Genomic DNA, 15,866 nt, shown 5'->3' on the forward strand with positions numbered 1-15,866 from the left:
CATGCGTCCGGTGGGGCTCATCCACACCAGCCGCTCGATCTCGATCTCGACGCCGGCCTCCTCCTGGGCCTCGCGGACGGCCGCCAGGTGGGGGTCCTCCCCCGGCTCCACGATCCCGCAGATGGGGGTCCAGCTGCCGTCATCACTACGCTGCACGCACAGCACCTGCTCGCCGCGCGGACCGGGCCGCAGCACGACGGCCGTGGTGCCGGGCAGCCACAGCAGGCTGTGTCCGACGTGCTTGCGAAGTTCGAGGATGAAGTCCGGGGTTGGCATGGTGCCAGCCTAGTGGCGCAGCAACCGGCGGACCCGGGCATCCATGAGGGTGTGGGCGGCCCGGCACGAGAGGCGCGATCCGCGTTCCGCATCGTGGTTGGGCAGGCGCACGGGCTGCCGAAGCAGGGCCTGAGGCCCTAGACTCCGATCTGGAAGGCCAGGACCGTGGCCCGTTCAAGGAGGAACAGTGGGAAACCAGATCACCAAGGTGCTCGTGGCGAACCGCGGCGAGATCGCCGTCCGAGTGATCCGCGCGGCAGCCGACGCCGGAATCGGCAGCGTTGCCATCTACGCGGACAGCGACGCGGACGCCCTTTTCGTCACGCTCGCCGACGAGGCCTTCGCCCTGAACGGTGCGACGCCCGCCGAGACCTACCTCGACATCAACAAGATCCTCACGATCGCTGCCAACAGTGGCGCTGACGCGATCCACCCGGGCTACGGCTTCCTGGCCGAGAATGCCGACTTCGCCCAGGCCGTCATCGACGCCGGCCTGATCTGGATCGGCCCGCCGCCGAAGGCCATCGAGTCGCTCGGCGACAAGGTCCAGGCCCGCCACATCGCCCTCAAGGTGGGGGCTCCGCTGGTGCCCGGCACCCCCGACCCGGTCAAGGACGCCGACGAGGTGATCGCCTTCGCCGAGGAGCACGGCCTGCCGATCGCCATCAAGGCCGCCTTCGGTGGCGGTGGCCGCGGCCTCAAGGTTGCCCGCACCATGGAGGAGGTGGCCGAGCAGTTCGACTCCGCCACGCGTGAGGCCGTCACCGCCTTCGGCCGTGGCGAGTGCTTCGTCGAGCGCTACCTCGACAAGCCGCGCCACGTCGAGACCCAGTGCCTGGCCGACCAGCACGGCAATGTCGTGGTGGTCTCCACCCGTGACTGCTCGCTGCAGCGCCGCCACCAGAAGCTCGTCGAGGAGGCCCCGGCCCCCTTCCTGAGCGACGAGCAGGTGGAGCGCCTGTACTCCTCCTCCAAGGCCATCCTCAAGGAGGCCGGCTACGTCGGCGCCGGCACCTGTGAGTTCCTCGTGGGCCAGGACGGCCTGATCAGCTTCCTCGAGGTGAACACCCGACTGCAGGTGGAGCACCCCGTCTCGGAGGAGGTCACCGGCCTCGACCTGGTGCAGCAGATGTTCCGGATCGCCAACGGCGAGGAGCTCGGCTTCGACGACCCCGAGATCCGCGGCCACTCGATCGAGTTCCGCATCAACGCTGAGGATGCCGGCCGCAACTTCATGCCTGCCCCCGGCACCCTGGTCAAGTGGGTCGCCCCCACCGGCCCCGGTGTGCGCGTCGACGAGGGCTACCACGCCGGCATGACCGTGCCCGGCTCCTTCGACTCGCTGGTCGGCAAGCTGATCGTCACCGGCACCGACCGTGACAATGCGCTGGCCCGCTCGCGCCGCGCGCTCAAGGAGGTCGTGCTCGAGGGCATGCCCACCGTCATCCCCTTCCACCAGGCCGTCCTCGACGACCCGGCCTTCAAGGGCGACGGCGAGGGCTTCGGCGTCTACACCAACTGGATCGAGACCGAGGCCGACCTCAAGGTGGCCCCGTACACCGGTGCCCTGGGTGAGCGCGAGGACGTCGCCGAGCCGACCACCGTCGTGGTCGAGGTCAACGGCCGCCGCATGGAGGTCAAGCTCCCCGGCGACCTGGCCGTCGCTGCCAAGGGTGGAGGCAAGCGCATGAAGCGTCCCACCAAGCGTGACCGCGGCGGCGCCAAGGCCAGCGAGGCCAGCGGCAATTCGGTGACCGCCCCGATGCAGGGCACCGTGGTGAAGGTGGCCGTCGAGGAGGGCCAGACGGTCTCCGAGGGTGACCTGGTGGTGGTGCTGGAGGCCATGAAGATGGAGAATCCCGTCACCGCGCACCGCTCCGGCGTCATCAAGGCCGTCGCGGCCGAGGCGGGCGCCACCGTCACCGCCGGCTCCGTGCTGTGCGAGATCGAGGACGCCGAGTGACGCCCTGCTGGTGACAGCAGGCTGTGAAACGGCCATGAAGATGCCACGAGGCGGGTTCAGGACTTGGGCCCGCCTCGTGTCATGCACCAGACTGGATCCATGAACGGTTTCGAGATCCTCATCCTCCTCATGGTGGCCTTCACCGTGTGGGGGCTGGTCCAGTCCAGTCGCCGCAAGCGGGCGATCGAGGCCCAGCAGACCGCGGAGCTCGAGGCCGCACTGACCACCTCGCGCCGGGCCGCCGACGAGGACGTCACCAAGTTCGGCGAGGAGCTGCAGCGACTCGACTCGCAGGTGGCCGGGCACCCGCTGGACCACGCGATGCGCCAGGACTACGAGCGCGCGCTGGACGCCTACGAGGACGCGAAGACGTCGCTCAATGCCGTGACGAGGCCCGACGAGATCAAGCATGTCACCGAGATCCTGGAAGACGGCCGCTACGCGATCGCGTGCGTCAATGCCCGCGTCGCCGGGGACCCGCTGCCCCAGAAGCGTCCGCCGTGCTTCTTCAACCCTGCCCACGGGCCCTCCACGCAGAACGTCCGCTGGACCCCGCCGGGCGGTGCCGAGCGCGACATCCCGGCCTGCGCCGCCGACGCCGAGCGCGTCCTCGCCGGTGCCGACCCCTACATCCGCACCGTCCAGGTGGGCGCCCAGCGCGTCCCCTACTGGCAGGGCGGACCCGCCTACGCCCCGTGGGCGCAGGGCTACTACACCGGTTGGCAGGGCTCCAACCTGATCCGCGACATCGCCATCGGCTCGATGATCTTCCACGGCATGAGCGGCCTGCCCTACATGATGGACGGCATGGGCGACGGCCTGGGTGAGCTCGGCGCGGGCGTCGGCGACATGTTCGGCGGCATCGGCGACGGCTTCGAGGAGATCGGCGGCGGCATCGGCGACATGTTCGGTGGTCTCGGCGACATGTTCGGCGACTGACCCAGTGATACTGATCCGCCGATAGTGATCAACCCCATGACACGCCTGCCCGGACTCCTCACCGCCGGCGCCCTCGGCATCGGTCTGGGCGCTGTCGCTGCCGCCCGCCAGATCAGTGGCCCGCAGCGCCCCGGCCTCGACTACGCCCTGAGTCCCTTCGAGGTGGGGGTCGAAGCCACCGACGTCACCTTCACCGCCGCCGACGGCACCCGCCTGGCCGGCTGGTGGTTCGACCGGCCCGAGGCGACCCGCGTCGCCGTGGTGAGCCACGGCCACCGAGGCTCCAAGTCCGACATGCTCGGCATCGGCCCGGGACTGTGGCGCGAGGGCTGGGCCGTCCTGCTCTACGACTTTCGCGGCAATGGCGATTCGGCCGACGGACCGCAGTCGCTGGCCCACTACGAGCAGCAGGACCTGCGGGCCGCCATCGACCTGGTCAGCGGGCTGCGGCCGGGCCTGCCGATCGACCTGGTCGGCTTCTCGATGGGCGCCGCCACCTCGATCCTGGTGGCCGCCGACGAGCCGCGGGTCGCCCAGGTGGTCGCCGACTCCCCCTTCGCCGACATGCACGGCGTGATCGAGGCCGCCGCCCGCGGGATGCACCTTCCGCCGGTACCGCTGGTGGGCCTGGTGGACCGCATCACCGGCTGGCGCTACGGCTACCGCTTCGGTGACGTGCAGCCCCTCGACGTCGTCGCTCGGATCGCACCCCGGCCCCTGCTCATCCTGCACGGCACCGAGGACTCGGTGATCCCCGTCGAGCACTCGCGCCGGCTCGCCGCGGCCGCCGGGCCCGGCTGCGAACTACGCATCGTGGAGGGTGTCGACCACTGCGGCGCCTACTTCGCCGACCGGCCCGGCTACATCGACCGGGTGGCGGGATTCCTGGGGCGCTGAGTCATTCCTTGCTGGCTCCCAACATGTCTGCTGTGGTGAGTGCCGCCACGAGCTCATGCAGGCTCGTGTAACGCTGTCTCCTCACGTACGCCGAACCCTTTCCCGTGGCCTCGTGCACAACCGGCTGGTCGAGCCGTCGCGTGCGAGGGTCCTGCGGAGAGGTCAAGAGGAAGACTTGGTAGACGCCCGCGGTCCATCCCGCCGCGAGGCCCTCATTCATCACCTTTCCCAACCTTCGTTCATCTCGGTCCGCGCTGGACAACAGCTGCGAAGCGCGCTCCTCATTCCAGATCACTGGATCAAGCCGCTGGAGGATTTGCGGCACCTCGGGATGGATCTGCTTGGAATCGTAGAAGGCCAGATGCTCGACTGGGCGGAAGGTTCTACCCGTCTGGCAAATGTAGGCGCCTGCTTTCTGGTAGAACGGCCAGGCATCCCCCGAAGGGATCACCACGGTGTCATTGGCCAGCACAGGCCGCCGCTGATGAACCTCGCGAGTCCTGTTGACCGTCTTGATCCATTCAGCAGCACCGCGGTCGATCAACTCCGCCAGCTGGAGTACCTTGCCCACTTCGAGGAGCACGTCGACACGCAACAACGAATCATGATGGGCCAGACGGTTTCGGAAGCGACGGATCTGGTCCGCCAACAAGGCCGCCTGCTTGCGCGTGCCATTCCCGTTCGGGAAGGCATGGCGCAAGACACTGCGCCAAAGTTCCTCATGGCGAACCGAAAGCCAGCCAGTCCAGTACCCGAAGGACAGCCCGGCCACGATCTGGTCCCGCGTCTCCCTGCCCTGAGGCCGCAGCCGCTCCCTCACGACCTCGACAGCGTCTGACCCCACATGCCGGTAGGGGTCGCACAGGAACCAGGGAATCCCACGCTCGGCCTCCCTCGTGTGTTCACGCAGGACACGGTCAAGCGCTTCCCGCAGAAGGACGTCCAGATGGCCGACCAACTCGAAGGCAGCCGCTGCCATCTCCGAGTGCCACTGGTAGAGGGAAAGGGTCAGGTCGGGATCGCCCTGTGCCTCCTCGAAGAAGGACGACAGCCGTGCCCGCGGCAGGGCCGACAACATCGCGCGAACCGGCTCTTGTTCCACTGGCCACCCGCCTGCTAGCCTCCAATACGAACGCCCCGGACCCGCCTCTGCATCTGCATGCGCCCGGGGCTCTTGCACACCCGCGTCAGGCCTGCGTCTTGGAGGCCTTCTCCTCCTCGGGATGCGAGTGCAGGTGCAGCTGGCGTGCCGCCTCGGCAATCGAGCCCGACATCGACGGGTAGACGGTGAAGTCGTGGCTGAACTGGTCGACGGTGATCTTCTCCGCGACCGCCAGCGAGATGGAGTGGATCAGCTCCGAGGCCGACGGGGCCACCACCACGCCACCGACGATGATGCCGGTGATGGGCAGGCAGAAGAGTTTCACGAAACCGTCGGAGACGTTCTGCATCTTGGCCCGCGCATTGCCGGCCAGCGGAAGCATGATCTGGGCCACCTTCTGCTCCGAGGCGTCCACCTGCGCCTGGGTGACGCCAACGGTGGCGATCTCGGGGGCGGTGAAGACATTGGAGCTCACCGACTTCAGGTCCAGCGGCGAGACGGCATCGCCCAAGGCGTGCCACATTGCGATGCGGCCCTGCATGGCGGCCACCGACGCCAGGGCGAAGACGCCGGTCACGTCGCCTGCAGCGTAGACGGTGCGCTGCGATGTGCGCGAGACCTTGTCGACCACGATCTGGCCGCGCTCGTTCAGGGCGATCCCGGCCTCCTCCAGGCCCAGGTCCGCGGTGTTGGGGGTGGAGCCGACGGCCATCAGGCAGTGGGATCCGCGCACCTCGCGCCCGTCCTCCAGCGTGACGACGACCTCGTCGCCCTCGCGGGCGGCTGCCACCGCACGGCACTCGCTCAAAATCTCCATGCCACGACGCTCGAAGACGTCCTGCAGCACGGCCGCGGCGTCCTGGTCCTCGCCGGGCAGTACCTGGTTGCGGGAGCTGACCAGCACCACGTCGACGCCCAGCGCGTCATAGGCATTGGCGAACTCGGCACCGGTGACGCCCGAGCCGACCACGATCAGCCGCTCGGGCAGCTCTGTGAGGTTGTAGACCTGCTTCCAGTTCAGGATGCGCTCGCCGTCACAGGGCGCGGTGTCCAGCTCGCGCGGCGTGGTGCCCGTGGCGAGCAGGATGATGTCGGCCTCCAGGCGCTTCTCCGTGCCGTCGAGACTGGCGATGACCGCCTGCGGCCCGTCCAGGCGTGCGCTGCCCTTGAGCACCGTCACACCGGACTGCTCCAGCTTGGTGGAGATCGACTCCGACTGGGCCTGGGCCAGGTCGAGCACCCGCTTGTTCACCTGCGCCAGGTCCACCTCCACCGAGGAGGCAATCGAGTCATCCTCGCCCGAGCTGGAGATCTTGAGCCCCAACTCGCCGGCACGCTCGATCATGGTCATCACCTCGGAGGTGGCGATGAGCGTCTTCGAGGGCACGCAGTCGGTGAGCACCGCTGCTCCACCGAGGCCTGTGCGCTCGACGAGAGTCACCTCCGCTCCGAGCTGTGCTCCCACCAGGGCAGCTTCGTATCCTCCGGGGCCTCCGCCAATGATCACGACTCTGGTCACGCGGCCATTGTTCCAGACTTGTCGCCGTTGCCGAAGTCACGTGCCGCCACCCAGCTGCCCTATTGTGTGTCGGTGAGCAACCTCGACTTCAGCGACCCGACCTCAGCCGCGCAGCAGGCGGCCCAGTATGTGCGCGAGCACTTGCTCGCACCCGCCGGCCTGGAGGGCATCGACATCGCCCTGGTGCTGGGTTCGGGCTGGAACCAGGGGGTGGACAGCCTCGGTGACGAGGTGGTCACCGTAGCCCTGGATTGCGTTCCAGGCTTCAGCAAGCCGGTCGTCGCCGGCCATGGCGGCTCGCTGCGCCTGGCCCGCACCAGCACCGGGCGGGTGGCGATGGTGGTGACCGGGCGCACCCACTTCTACGAAGGCCGTGGCGTCGAGCCCGTCGTGCACGGGGTTCGCACCGCCGCCGCGCTCGGTGCCTCGACCCTGGTCCTGACGAATGGCTGTGGAGGCCTCGACCCGGCCTGGGCCCCCGGCACGCCGGTGCTGATCGGCGACCACATCAACCTGACCGGAGCCACTCCCCTGCGCGGCGCCACCTTCATCGACATGACCGACGCCTATTCGCCCAGGCTGCGCGCGCTGGCCCGCGAGGTGGAGCCGTCGCTCGACGAGGGCGTCTACGTGCAATTCGCCGGCCCCCAGTACGAGACGCCCGCCGAGGTGCGCATGGCCGCGACGCTGGGCGGGAGTCTGGTCGGCATGTCCACCACGCTGGAGACGATCGCGGCCCGCGAGGCCGGACTCGAGGTACTGGGTATCTCGCTGGTCACCAATGCGGCCGCCGGCATCACCGGTGAGCAGCTGGACCACTCCGAGGTGATCGAGGCCGGCAAGCAGGCCGGACCCCGGCTCGCGGCCCTGCTGAACTCCCTGCTGGAAAGACTGTGACCATGATCGACCAGACCACCCGCGCCCAGGTGCTCGCCTGGATCGCGCAGGACATCGACCCCGAGACCCAACAGCGCCTGACTGCACTGCTGGCCGCCAGCGACGCCGGGGACCGGGCCGCCACCGACGAGATCAGCGACGCCTTCGCCGGCCCCCTCACCTTCGGCACCGCCGGCCTGCGCGCCGCCCTGGGACCCGGACCCGGACGGATGAACCGCGTGGTGGTCAGCCAGGCCGCCGCCGGCTTCGCCGCCTGGCTGCGCCAGCAGGGCCAGGTGGGCACAGTGCTGGTGGGCTACGACGCCCGCACCAATTCCGACGTCTTCGCCCGAGACACCGCCGAGGTGCTGGCCGGTGCCGGCTTCGAGCCGCTGCTGTGCGACCAGAACGTGCCCACCCCGGTGGTGGCCTTCGGCATCAAGCACTTGGGCTGTGTGGCCGGCATCGTCGTCACCGCCAGTCACAACCCGCCCGCCGACAACGGCTACAAGGTCTACCTGGGCGACGGTTCCCAGATCATCCCGCCCGCCGATGCCGAGATCGCCGCCCTGATCGCCGAGGCCGCCGCGGGTCCCGTCGACCAGCTGCCCCGCGGCACCAGGTACCGCATGGTCGGCCAAGAACTCGTCGACGACTACTGCCGCGTCGCCGCCGCCCTGGTCCCCGCCGAGGCCCCGCGCGACATTGCCTGGGTCTACACCGCCATGCACGGCGTCGGAGCCCGGGTCGTCGAGCAGGCCGTCGAGGCCGCCGGCTTCCCCGCCGCCATCCCCGTCGGGCAGCAACACGACCCCGACCCCACCTTCCCCACCGTCGCCTTCCCCAACCCGGAGGAGCCCGGCGCCATTGACCTGGCCCTGGAGCTGGCCGAGCAGACCGAGGTGGACCTGGTCGTCGCCAATGACCCCGACGCGGACCGGTGCGCCATCGCCGCCCCCTTCCCCGGCGTCGGCTGGCGGATGCTGACCGGCGACGAACTGGGCAGCCTGCTGGGCGACGACGCGATCCGTCGCCAGGTGCCGGGCCGCTTCGCCAACTCGGTGGTCTCCTCCACGCTGCTGGGCACCATGGCCCGGGCCGCCGGCCGTGAGCACGTGACCACATTGACCGGTTTCAAGTGGATCGGCCGAGTGCCCGACCTCGCCTTCGGCTACGAGGAGGCCATCGGCTACTGCTGCGACTCCGCCCACGTCCCCGACAAGGACGGCATCACCGCCTGCCTTGCCATCCTGCGCCTGGCCGCCGCGCTCAAGGCCGAGGGCCGCACCATCGGCGACCGCCTCGACGAGATCGCCCGTACCCACGGCGTGCACACCACCAGCCAGCTCTCGGTGCGCGTCGACGACCTGCAGCTGATCCGCGACGCCATGGCGCGCCTTCGCTCCAACCCGCCAGCGACCCTGCTGGGCGCGCCGGTCGAGGTGCGCGACCTCACCCAGGGCAGCGACGAACTGCCCGGCACCGATGCGGTGGAGCTCGCCGGGGAACGCGTGCACGTCGTGGCCCGCCCGTCGGGAACCGAGCCCAAGCTCAAGTGCTACCTGGAGGTGCGCGTCGACGCCGCCAGCTCGGGCGCCGACCTGAAGTCGGCCCGGGAGCAGGCCGCCGGCATGCTCACCCAGGTCCGTGACGAGATGGCTCGCGCCCTGGGGGTCTGACCCCGACGATCGGCACCACAAGTCCGTCGCACGGGGGATCCGCCCCGGCGGGTCCCCCTCCTAGAGTGGGGGCATGGAGATCTTGCGCCGCCGTCTGTTGTCCCTGCTGGCCTGCCTGGCCCTGGTGCTGGGCATGGTCGGGTTCGCGGCCGCCCCCGCACGGGCCTCCGACGATGTCCCCTCCGACTGGCACATCACCCGCTACGAGACCACCGCCCACATCGCCGGCAATGGGGAGGCGAAGGTGCGCACCACCATCGACTTCGACTTCGCCGGCGAGGCGGGCCACGGACCCTTCATCACCTTCGTCACCCGCCAGGCCATCAAGGACGACCCCGACCACTGGCGCTCCATCGACATCAGCAAGATCGAGGTGAGCAGCCCCACCGGCGCCCCCACCCCCTTCGAGACCGAGACCGAGGACGGGGCGATGCTGCTACGCATCGGCGACCCCGACCGCGAGGTGAGCGGGCTGCAGACCTATGTGGTCGACTACACGTTGCACGGCATCGTGGACCCCCGCAATGCCACCAGCGGCCTGGACGAGGTGAACTGGAATGTGGTTGGCAGCGCATGGCAGGTCCCGCTGTCAGGGATCAGGACCACGCTGAACCTGCCCGGTGGCACCGAGCGCATCGCCTGCTTCGTCGACGAGTCGGACCCCTGCACCGCCACCGGACAGCAGGGGCGCACCGTCACCTTCGAACAGGACCAGCTCGAGGCCGAGACCCCGCTGCGCGTCGTCGCCGGCCTGCCCGCCGGCACCTTCACCGGCGCCGAGCCGCGCCTGGCACCCCGCGTGAACCCGCTCGGATCGCTGTCGCCCACCAGCCGGGACGGCGCCAATGGCATCGCCGCCGCCACCCTGGCCCTGGTCGGCGGAGCGCTGGTGCTGCGCCAGGTGCGGCGCCATGGGCGCGACGAGGCCTATGTGGGCATCACCCCCGGCCTGACCCCGACTGGCGGCGACAGTCCCGCCGTCCGCACTGCCCGTCGCAAGGCGCCGGTGGCCGTGCAGTTCACCCCGCCCAGCGGCACCGGCCCGGGCGAGGTCGGCACCCTGATCGACGAGAAGGCCGACGTGAAGGACGTCGTCGCCATGATCCTCGACCTGGCCGTGCGCGGCCACATCCGCATCGAGCAGCAGGGCACCAAGCACTGGCGCTTCGTGCGCCTCGACCACGACGCACCCCTCAGCCTCCCGGAGGAGCGCCTGATGGCCGACCTCTTCCACAAGGCTTCCTCGGTGACCACCAAGGACCTGCGCAAGGAGCGCTACGCCAAGCTGGTGCCCACCGCGCAGGAGAAACTCTACGAACAGGTCACCGGCGAGCGGCGCTGGTTCCGCCAGAACCCTGACAAGATCCGCAGCACCTGGGTCATGGTGGGCGTGCTGGTGGCCGGCATCGGGATTGCGCTCGCCCTGGGTGGCCTGCTGGCCCGGATGTCGCTGCCCGGTATCGCCCTCGCCCTGGTCGGCCTGGCGATCATGGGCTGCGCCAGCTTCGCCCCGGCCCGCACCCCCGAAGGCTCGGCAGTGCTGGCCCAGGCCAAGGGTTTCGAGCTCTACCTGCGCACCGCCGAGGCCGACCAGTTGCGCTTCGAGGAGGGCGAGGACATCTTCAGCCGCTACCTGCCCTGGGCCGTGATGCTCGGCGTCGCCGACCGGTGGACGAGGCTCTTCGAACAGCTGGCCGCCGAGGGCCGCTATGACCTGAACCCCACCTGGTACGTCGGCAATGACATGGCCTTCGCCCACGGCTACTTCTACGGCTCCATGAACTCCATCGGCGAGACGCTGACCAGCTCGATGAACTCCTCCATGCAGGCCGCCCAGGCCGACTCGATGAAGGGCTCGGGCGGCGGATCCGGCTTCAGCGCCGGGGGCGGCGGCTTCGGTGGTGGCGGAGGCGGCGGCTGGTGAGTCAGTAGACTGACCCCTCGTGCGTACCGTCATCCTGCTGGCCGGCCCTTCGGGCAGCGGCAAGTCGCGCCTGGTCAGGACCAGCGGTGCCGCCCAGCTGCGGCTGGACGACTTCTACCTCGACCACGACGCCCCGGGCCTGCCCCGACGCCCCGACGGGCTCGTCGACTGGGACCACGTCGACTCGTGGAACGTCGAGGCCGCCCTCGACGCCCTCGACGAGGTGCTGCGCACCGGCGGCTGCACCGCCCCCGACTACTCCATCTCGTTGAGCCGCGCCCAGGGCAGCCACCGCGTCGAACTGGGCACCCGACGGGTCCTGATCGCCGAGGGCATCTTCGCCCCCGACCTGCTGGCCGCCTGCCGGGAGCGCGACATCGCGGTGACCGCGCTGTGGCTCGACCGCTCGCGCCATGCCAACTTCTCGCGCCGGCTGCGACGCGACCTGGCCAGCAAGCGCAAGCCGCCGCGGGTGCTGCTGGAACGCGGCCGCCGACTGTGGCGCGAGGAGCCCGACAAGCGCCGCCGGGCCGTCGAGCTGGGCTTCCGGCCGATCGGGATGCGCCAGGCCATTGCCCTGGTCCAGCAGCTGCAGGGCGTCCAGCAGCTGCAGGGCGAGGACCACGTCAGCCGACCAGGGCGCTGAGCACCGTCGAGGTGTTGCCGTCGAGCCGCACCGTGGCGAGCTCGTCGGCGCGGGTGGCGCCATGGTTGACCACCAGCACCGGCTTGCCGGCCTTTGCCATGTGACGGGCGAAGCGCAATCCGCTCATCACGGTCAGGGAGCTGCCGGCCACCAGCAGGGCATCGGCGCGGTCGCACCACGCGAAGGCCTGTGCGACGCGCTGCGTGGGCACCGGCTCGCCGAAGAAGACCACGTGCGGCTTCAGCACACCCCCACAGACCAGGCAGGGCGGCACGACGAAGTCCTCCCACTCGTCAACCACCGCGTCGGCATCAGGGCGCAGCTCGGCATGGCCCATGTCCTGACGCGGCTCCACCTGCGGGTTCAGCTCGGCCAAGCGGGGTTGCAGCGCCTCGCGGGAGCTCACGTCGCCGCAGTCGAGGCAGACCACCTCGGCGGAGCGTCCGTGCAGGGTGACCAGTGGGTCCTGACCGGCGGCCTCGTGCAGCCCGTCGACATTCTGCGTCACCAGCCCGACCATTTCGCACGGCCCCTGACCGGCCCCCCAGCGGGCCAGCGCCCGGTGCCCGGCATTGGGCTCGGCATGGCCCAGGTGGGCCCAGCCCTGGTAGTTGCGGGCCCAGTAGCGGCGGCGGTTGGCCAGGTCACCGACGAACTCGGCATACAGCATCGGGGTGGCGCGTTGGGCCCGTGGCCCGCGGTAGTCGGGCACGCCGGAGTCGGTGGAGATCCCGGCGCCGGTGAGCACCACCACCCGATCCAGCTCCTCCAGCAGTTCGCGGGCGTCGGCGGTGCTCCCCCGCAACACTTCGGTCGGTTCCCACGCCCTCGTGGCCTGCCGGATCTTCATCTGCACCCCGCCACTCTATGCGGCCGCACCGAACTGCCATGAGTGCAAGAATCCGGGGCATGCTGATCGCCTCCCCCCTGCCCCACACCCCCGACACCCCACTGCCGGCCGGCTGGTGGCGCCACCCGTTGACGCGGCTGGTCTGCTTCCTGGTGCTGCTGGCGGCAGGTGCGGTGACGGTTGGCCTGGCGCTGGCTTCGCTGGGTCTGGGTGGGCCGTGGCTGATGGCGGTGGAGCTGGTCTCGGTGGTGCTCGCCTACCTGCTGGTCACGATGGGGCTGGAGGGGCGTCGCCCACCCGTCGAACTGGACCCTCGTCGGGCCGGTGGCCTGCTGTACGGCCTGACCCTGGGAGCCTTCGGCATGGCGCTGGTCTTCGGCCTGTGCTGGGCGCTGGGGCTGCGTGAGGTCACCGGCACCAATCCGCGGGCGCCGCTGGTGCAGCCGGTCCTGATGATGGGCCTCACCGCCGGGGTGGCCGAGGAGCTGGTCTTTCGAGGGATCCTCTTCAGGCTGGTGGAGAGGGGCCTGGGTACCTGGGGGGCGGCGGGCCTGTCGGGGCTGCTCTTCGGTCTGGTCCACCTGGGCAATCCGGCCGGTACCTGGTGGGGGGCGGTGGCGATCGCCCTGGAGGCCGGCGTGATGTTCGCGCTGCTCTACGCGCTGACCCGCAGCCTGTGGGTGGTGATCGGCGTCCACGCCGCCTGGAATGTGGTGCAGGGCCCGGTGCTCGGCTCGGCGGTCTCGGGGGCCACGGCCAATGGCGAAGGCCTGGTCGTCTCCTACCCGGTGGGGCCGGAGCTGCTCTCGGGCGGAACCTTCGGCCTGGAGGCCTCGCTGGTCTCGGTCCTGCTGTGGTGCGCCTTCTCCGCCTGGCTGGTGACGCAGCTGCGCCCCAGCGGACGCGTCGTGTTGCCGTGGTGGCGTCGACGCGCGCTGGAGCGCAGCTGGCAGGAGCAGTCGGTCAGGCCTTGACGATCGGAGCCCACTCGGGGCCGGTCTCGCCCAGCTTCTCGTCGAGCTTGGCGAAGATCGGGCTGGGCTTGGCCAAGGGGGTGCCGGGAACGATCTCGCGTCGCGCCCAGGTGGCGGCCTCGTTGGCGTAGTCGCCCTGCAGCACCGGGTAGCTCTTCTCGCGACCGTCCTCGTTCTTCTCGGTCACCTCGACCAGTTCGGGCTGTGCGGCCCACACGCCGGTGTTGCCCATCGCCTCGTGGACCTTCTGTGCCGCGTGCGGCATGAAGGGGGTCAGCAGCGTGTTGCAGTCGCTGACCGCCTGCAGCGCGACGTGCAGCACGGTGTCGCGGCGCTCCGGGTCGCTCTTGAGCTTCCACGGCTCCTGGTCCGAGAGGTACTTGTTGGCGAGGCTGACGATGCGCATCGCCTCGGTGATGGCGGCCTTGAACTTGCACAGGCCCAGCAGCTCGCCGACGGTCTCGAAGCCCTTCGCGGCGGCGTCCAGCAGTGCCTGGTCCTCGGCGGTGAACCCTGCGGCGGTCGGGATCGCACCGACATTCTTGTGCGCCATCGAGATGGAGCGGTTGACCAGGTTGCCCCACTCATTGGCCAGCTCGAAGTTGGTGCGGCGCACGAACTCGTCCCAGGTGAAGTCGGTGTCCTGGTTCTCGGGACCGGCCACGGCGATGAAGTAGCGCAGGGCGTCGGGGCCGAACTCGCGCAGGAAGTCACCGACGAAGATCGACGCGCCGCGCGAGCTGGCCACCTTGGAGCCGCCCATGGTGAGGAATTCGGAGCTGACCACCTCGGTGGGCAGGTCGAGCTTGCCGAACCACTGCGAGGTGCGGCCGCCCTTGTCGCCCTCGCCGTTGACGCCCAGCAGGATGGAGGGCCAGATCACGGAGTGGAAGACGATGTTGTCCTTGCCCATGAAGTAGTAGCCCTTGGCCTGCCCGCCGGTCCAGAAGGTCTTCCACGCCTCGGGGTCGCCGCTGCGCCTGGCCCATTCGATGGAGGCGCTCAGGTAGCCGATGACGGCGTCGAACCAGACGTAGATGCGCTTGAGGTCGTTGTCCTCCCAGCCCTCCAGCGGGATCCTGATGCCCCAGTCGAGGTCGCGGGTGATGGCGCGCGGCTGCAGTTCCTTCGCGAAGTTGGAGCTGAAGCGCAGCACATTGGGGCGCCAGTCCTGGCGAGTCTCCAGCCAGGCGCCCAGCGCCTCGGCGAAGGCGGGCAGGTCGAGGAAGAAGTGCTCGGTCTCGACGAACTTCGGCACCTCGCCGTCGATGTTGCTGTGCGGGTTGATCAGCTCGGTCGGCTCCAGCTGGCGGCCGCAGTTGTCGCACTGGTCGCCGCGTGCGCCGCCGAAGCCACAGTGCGGGCACTCACCCTCGATGTAGCGGTCGGCCAGGGTGCGGCCGGTCGACGGGCTGATGGCACCCATCTCGGTCTTGCTGACCACGTAGCCGTTGTCGTGCAGGACGGTGAACATCTCCTGCACCACCTGGCGGTGGTTGTCGGTGGTGGTGCGGGTGTAGAGGTCGTAGCTCAGGCCCAGGCCCTGCAGGTCGGTGGCGATGATGCGATGGTACTTGTCGGCGGTCTGTTCCGCGGTCAGGCCCTCCTTGTCGGCCTTCACCTGGATGGCGGTGCCGTGCTCGTCGGTGCCCGAGACCATCAGCACGTCGTGCCCGCTCATGCGCATGTACCGCGCGAAGACGTCGGAGGGGACACCGAAACCGGAGACGTGTCCGATGTGACGGGGACCATTGGCATAGGGCCACGCGACGGCAGCGAGAACATGAGCGCACATGGGGCACAGCCTATCGCTGCGCCACCACCGGCCAGAACGGCCAGCCGCGGTGGCGGCGGGTATCGTGGCGGCGTCTGACGAGGAGCCCCACTGGTGATCACCTTCCACACCCCGCCCGGATGGCCCGACCCGCCCGAGGGATACCTGCCGACGCCCGACTGGCGACCCGACCCGTCGTGGCCGCCGGCCCCACCGGGATTCCAGTTCTACCGCGACGGCTACGGCTACCCCACGCCCCCGCCGCCGCAGTATTGGCAGCCGTGGACCAGCACCGACTGGTCACGCACGGGACAGCAGGTGGAGCCGGTCGAGGACCCCGACCTGCCCGAGCCGGGCCTGGCTCCCCCGCAGCCCGCCACCCGCTCCCTGCCCCCGCAGCGCCGCTGGCCGGCCTGGGTCGCGGCCGCGCTGGCCCTGGCGCTAGGA

At 69.9% G+C, this 15,866-nt stretch carries 14 protein-coding genes; 9 read left to right on the forward strand and 5 right to left on the reverse strand.

Annotation, left to right across the window (positions count from 1 at the left end; all coding sequences use genetic code 11):
• Positions 1-276, reverse strand: a 276-nt coding sequence (locus ACHFFZ_RS06390) for an NUDIX domain-containing protein (RefSeq protein WP_394275824.1), incomplete at its 3' end; no start/stop codon positions are given.
• Between the two features lie 187 nt (positions 277-463).
• On the opposite strand from ACHFFZ_RS06390, the gene ACHFFZ_RS06395 reads away from it, so the two are divergent.
• From ACHFFZ_RS06395 to ACHFFZ_RS06405, 3 genes are all read left to right on the forward strand, one after another.
• On the forward strand, positions 464-2,239 hold the full coding sequence (locus tag ACHFFZ_RS06395) for an acetyl/propionyl/methylcrotonyl-CoA carboxylase subunit alpha (protein ID WP_394275825.1): 1,776 nt from the start codon (positions 464-466) through the stop codon (positions 2,237-2,239).
• 99 nt (positions 2,240-2,338) lie between these two features.
• Positions 2,339-3,178 (forward strand): hypothetical protein, encoded by an 840-nt coding sequence (locus ACHFFZ_RS06400; RefSeq protein ID WP_394275826.1) that lies wholly within the window; start codon positions 2,339-2,341, stop codon positions 3,176-3,178.
• Positions 3,179-3,214: 36 nt separating this feature from the next.
• Positions 3,215-4,075 carry an alpha/beta hydrolase gene (locus ACHFFZ_RS06405; RefSeq protein ID WP_394275827.1) on the forward strand — a complete coding sequence of 287 codons (861 nt, stop codon included), beginning with the start codon at positions 3,215-3,217 and terminating at the stop codon, positions 4,073-4,075.
• A gap of 1 nt (position 4,076) precedes the next feature.
• On the opposite strand, the gene ACHFFZ_RS06410 is transcribed toward ACHFFZ_RS06405, so the two are convergent.
• Both ACHFFZ_RS06410 and ACHFFZ_RS06415 read right to left on the reverse strand, forming a co-directional pair.
• Entirely contained in the window at positions 4,077-5,177 is a 1,101-nt protein-coding gene (locus ACHFFZ_RS06410; RefSeq protein ID WP_394275828.1) for a hypothetical protein, read from the reverse strand.
• A gap of 85 nt (positions 5,178-5,262) precedes the next feature.
• Positions 5,263-6,696, reverse strand: coding sequence for an NAD(P)H-quinone dehydrogenase (locus tag ACHFFZ_RS06415; protein WP_394275829.1), 1,434 nt, complete (start codon positions 6,694-6,696; stop codon positions 5,263-5,265).
• A gap of 72 nt (positions 6,697-6,768) precedes the next feature.
• On the opposite strand from ACHFFZ_RS06415, the gene ACHFFZ_RS06420 reads away from it, so the two are divergent.
• The 4 genes from ACHFFZ_RS06420 to ACHFFZ_RS06435 all read left to right on the forward strand — a co-directional run bounded on the left by ACHFFZ_RS06420 (position 6,769) and on the right by ACHFFZ_RS06435 (position 11,821).
• A complete protein-coding gene (locus ACHFFZ_RS06420; RefSeq protein ID WP_394275830.1) occupies positions 6,769-7,593 on the forward strand; it encodes a purine-nucleoside phosphorylase in 825 nt (274 codons plus the stop codon).
• 2 nt (positions 7,594-7,595) lie between these two features.
• Positions 7,596-9,251, forward strand: coding sequence for a phospho-sugar mutase (locus ACHFFZ_RS06425; RefSeq protein ID WP_394275831.1), 1,656 nt, complete (start codon positions 7,596-7,598; stop codon positions 9,249-9,251).
• Positions 9,252-9,324: 73 nt separating this feature from the next.
• Positions 9,325-11,175 (forward strand): DUF2207 domain-containing protein, encoded by a 1,851-nt coding sequence (locus ACHFFZ_RS06430; RefSeq protein ID WP_394275832.1) that lies wholly within the window; start codon positions 9,325-9,327, stop codon positions 11,173-11,175.
• Positions 11,176-11,194: 19 nt separating this feature from the next.
• Positions 11,195-11,821, forward strand: coding sequence for a uridine kinase (locus ACHFFZ_RS06435; protein ID WP_394275833.1), 627 nt, complete (start codon positions 11,195-11,197; stop codon positions 11,819-11,821).
• On the opposite strand, the gene ACHFFZ_RS06440 is transcribed toward ACHFFZ_RS06435, so the two are convergent.
• Positions 11,802-12,671, reverse strand: a complete 870-nt coding sequence (locus ACHFFZ_RS06440; RefSeq protein ID WP_394275837.1) for a Sir2 family NAD-dependent protein deacetylase — start codon at positions 12,669-12,671, stop codon at positions 11,802-11,804. The two genes, ACHFFZ_RS06435 and ACHFFZ_RS06440, sit on opposite strands and share 20 nt — an antisense overlap.
• Positions 12,672-12,730: 59 nt before the next feature.
• Here ACHFFZ_RS06440 and ACHFFZ_RS06445 point away from each other — a divergent pair, with 59 nt between their 5' ends.
• Positions 12,731-13,645 carry a CPBP family intramembrane glutamic endopeptidase gene (locus tag ACHFFZ_RS06445; RefSeq protein WP_394275834.1) on the forward strand — a complete coding sequence of 305 codons (915 nt, stop codon included), beginning with the start codon at positions 12,731-12,733 and terminating at the stop codon, positions 13,643-13,645.
• Here the strand turns inward: ACHFFZ_RS06445 and metG are convergent.
• The gene (gene metG / locus ACHFFZ_RS06450) at positions 13,635-15,440 is read right to left on the reverse strand and encodes a methionine--tRNA ligase (protein ID WP_394275835.1); all 1,806 of its coding nucleotides are present in this window, start codon (positions 15,438-15,440) and stop codon (positions 13,635-13,637) included. The two genes, ACHFFZ_RS06445 and metG, sit on opposite strands and share 11 nt — an antisense overlap.
• 93 nt (positions 15,441-15,533) lie before the next feature.
• Between metG and ACHFFZ_RS06455 the strand changes: the two genes are divergently transcribed.
• Positions 15,534-15,866 (forward strand): hypothetical protein (locus ACHFFZ_RS06455; RefSeq protein ID WP_394275836.1); only part of this gene is annotated, 333 nt, incomplete at its 3' end.

The sequence above is a fragment of the Luteococcus sp. genome (assembly GCF_043424415.1).
Classification (GTDB): Bacteria; Actinomycetota; Actinomycetes; order Propionibacteriales; family Propionibacteriaceae; genus Luteococcus.

Bases quoted from the DNA above. Each gene is read 5' to 3' on its own strand.
- ACHFFZ_RS06400 (WP_394275826.1), top strand. From the start codon at position 2,339: ATGAACGGTTTCGAGATCCTCATCCTCCTCATGGTGGCCTTCACCGTG.
- ACHFFZ_RS06405 (WP_394275827.1), top strand. From the start codon at position 3,215: ATGACACGCCTGCCCGGACTCCTCACCGCCGGCGCCCTCGGCATCGGT.
- ACHFFZ_RS06425 (WP_394275831.1), top strand. From the start codon at position 7,596: ATGATCGACCAGACCACCCGCGCCCAGGTGCTCGCCTGGATCGCGCAG.
- ACHFFZ_RS06430 (WP_394275832.1), top strand. From the start codon at position 9,325: ATGGAGATCTTGCGCCGCCGTCTGTTGTCCCTGCTGGCCTGCCTGGCC.
- ACHFFZ_RS06440 (WP_394275837.1), bottom strand. From the start codon at position 12,671: ATGAAGATCCGGCAGGCCACGAGGGCGTGGGAACCGACCGAAGTGTTG.
- ACHFFZ_RS06445 (WP_394275834.1), top strand. From the start codon at position 12,731: ATGCTGATCGCCTCCCCCCTGCCCCACACCCCCGACACCCCACTGCCG.
- metG (WP_394275835.1), bottom strand. From the start codon at position 15,440: ATGTGCGCTCATGTTCTCGCTGCCGTCGCGTGGCCCTATGCCAATGGT.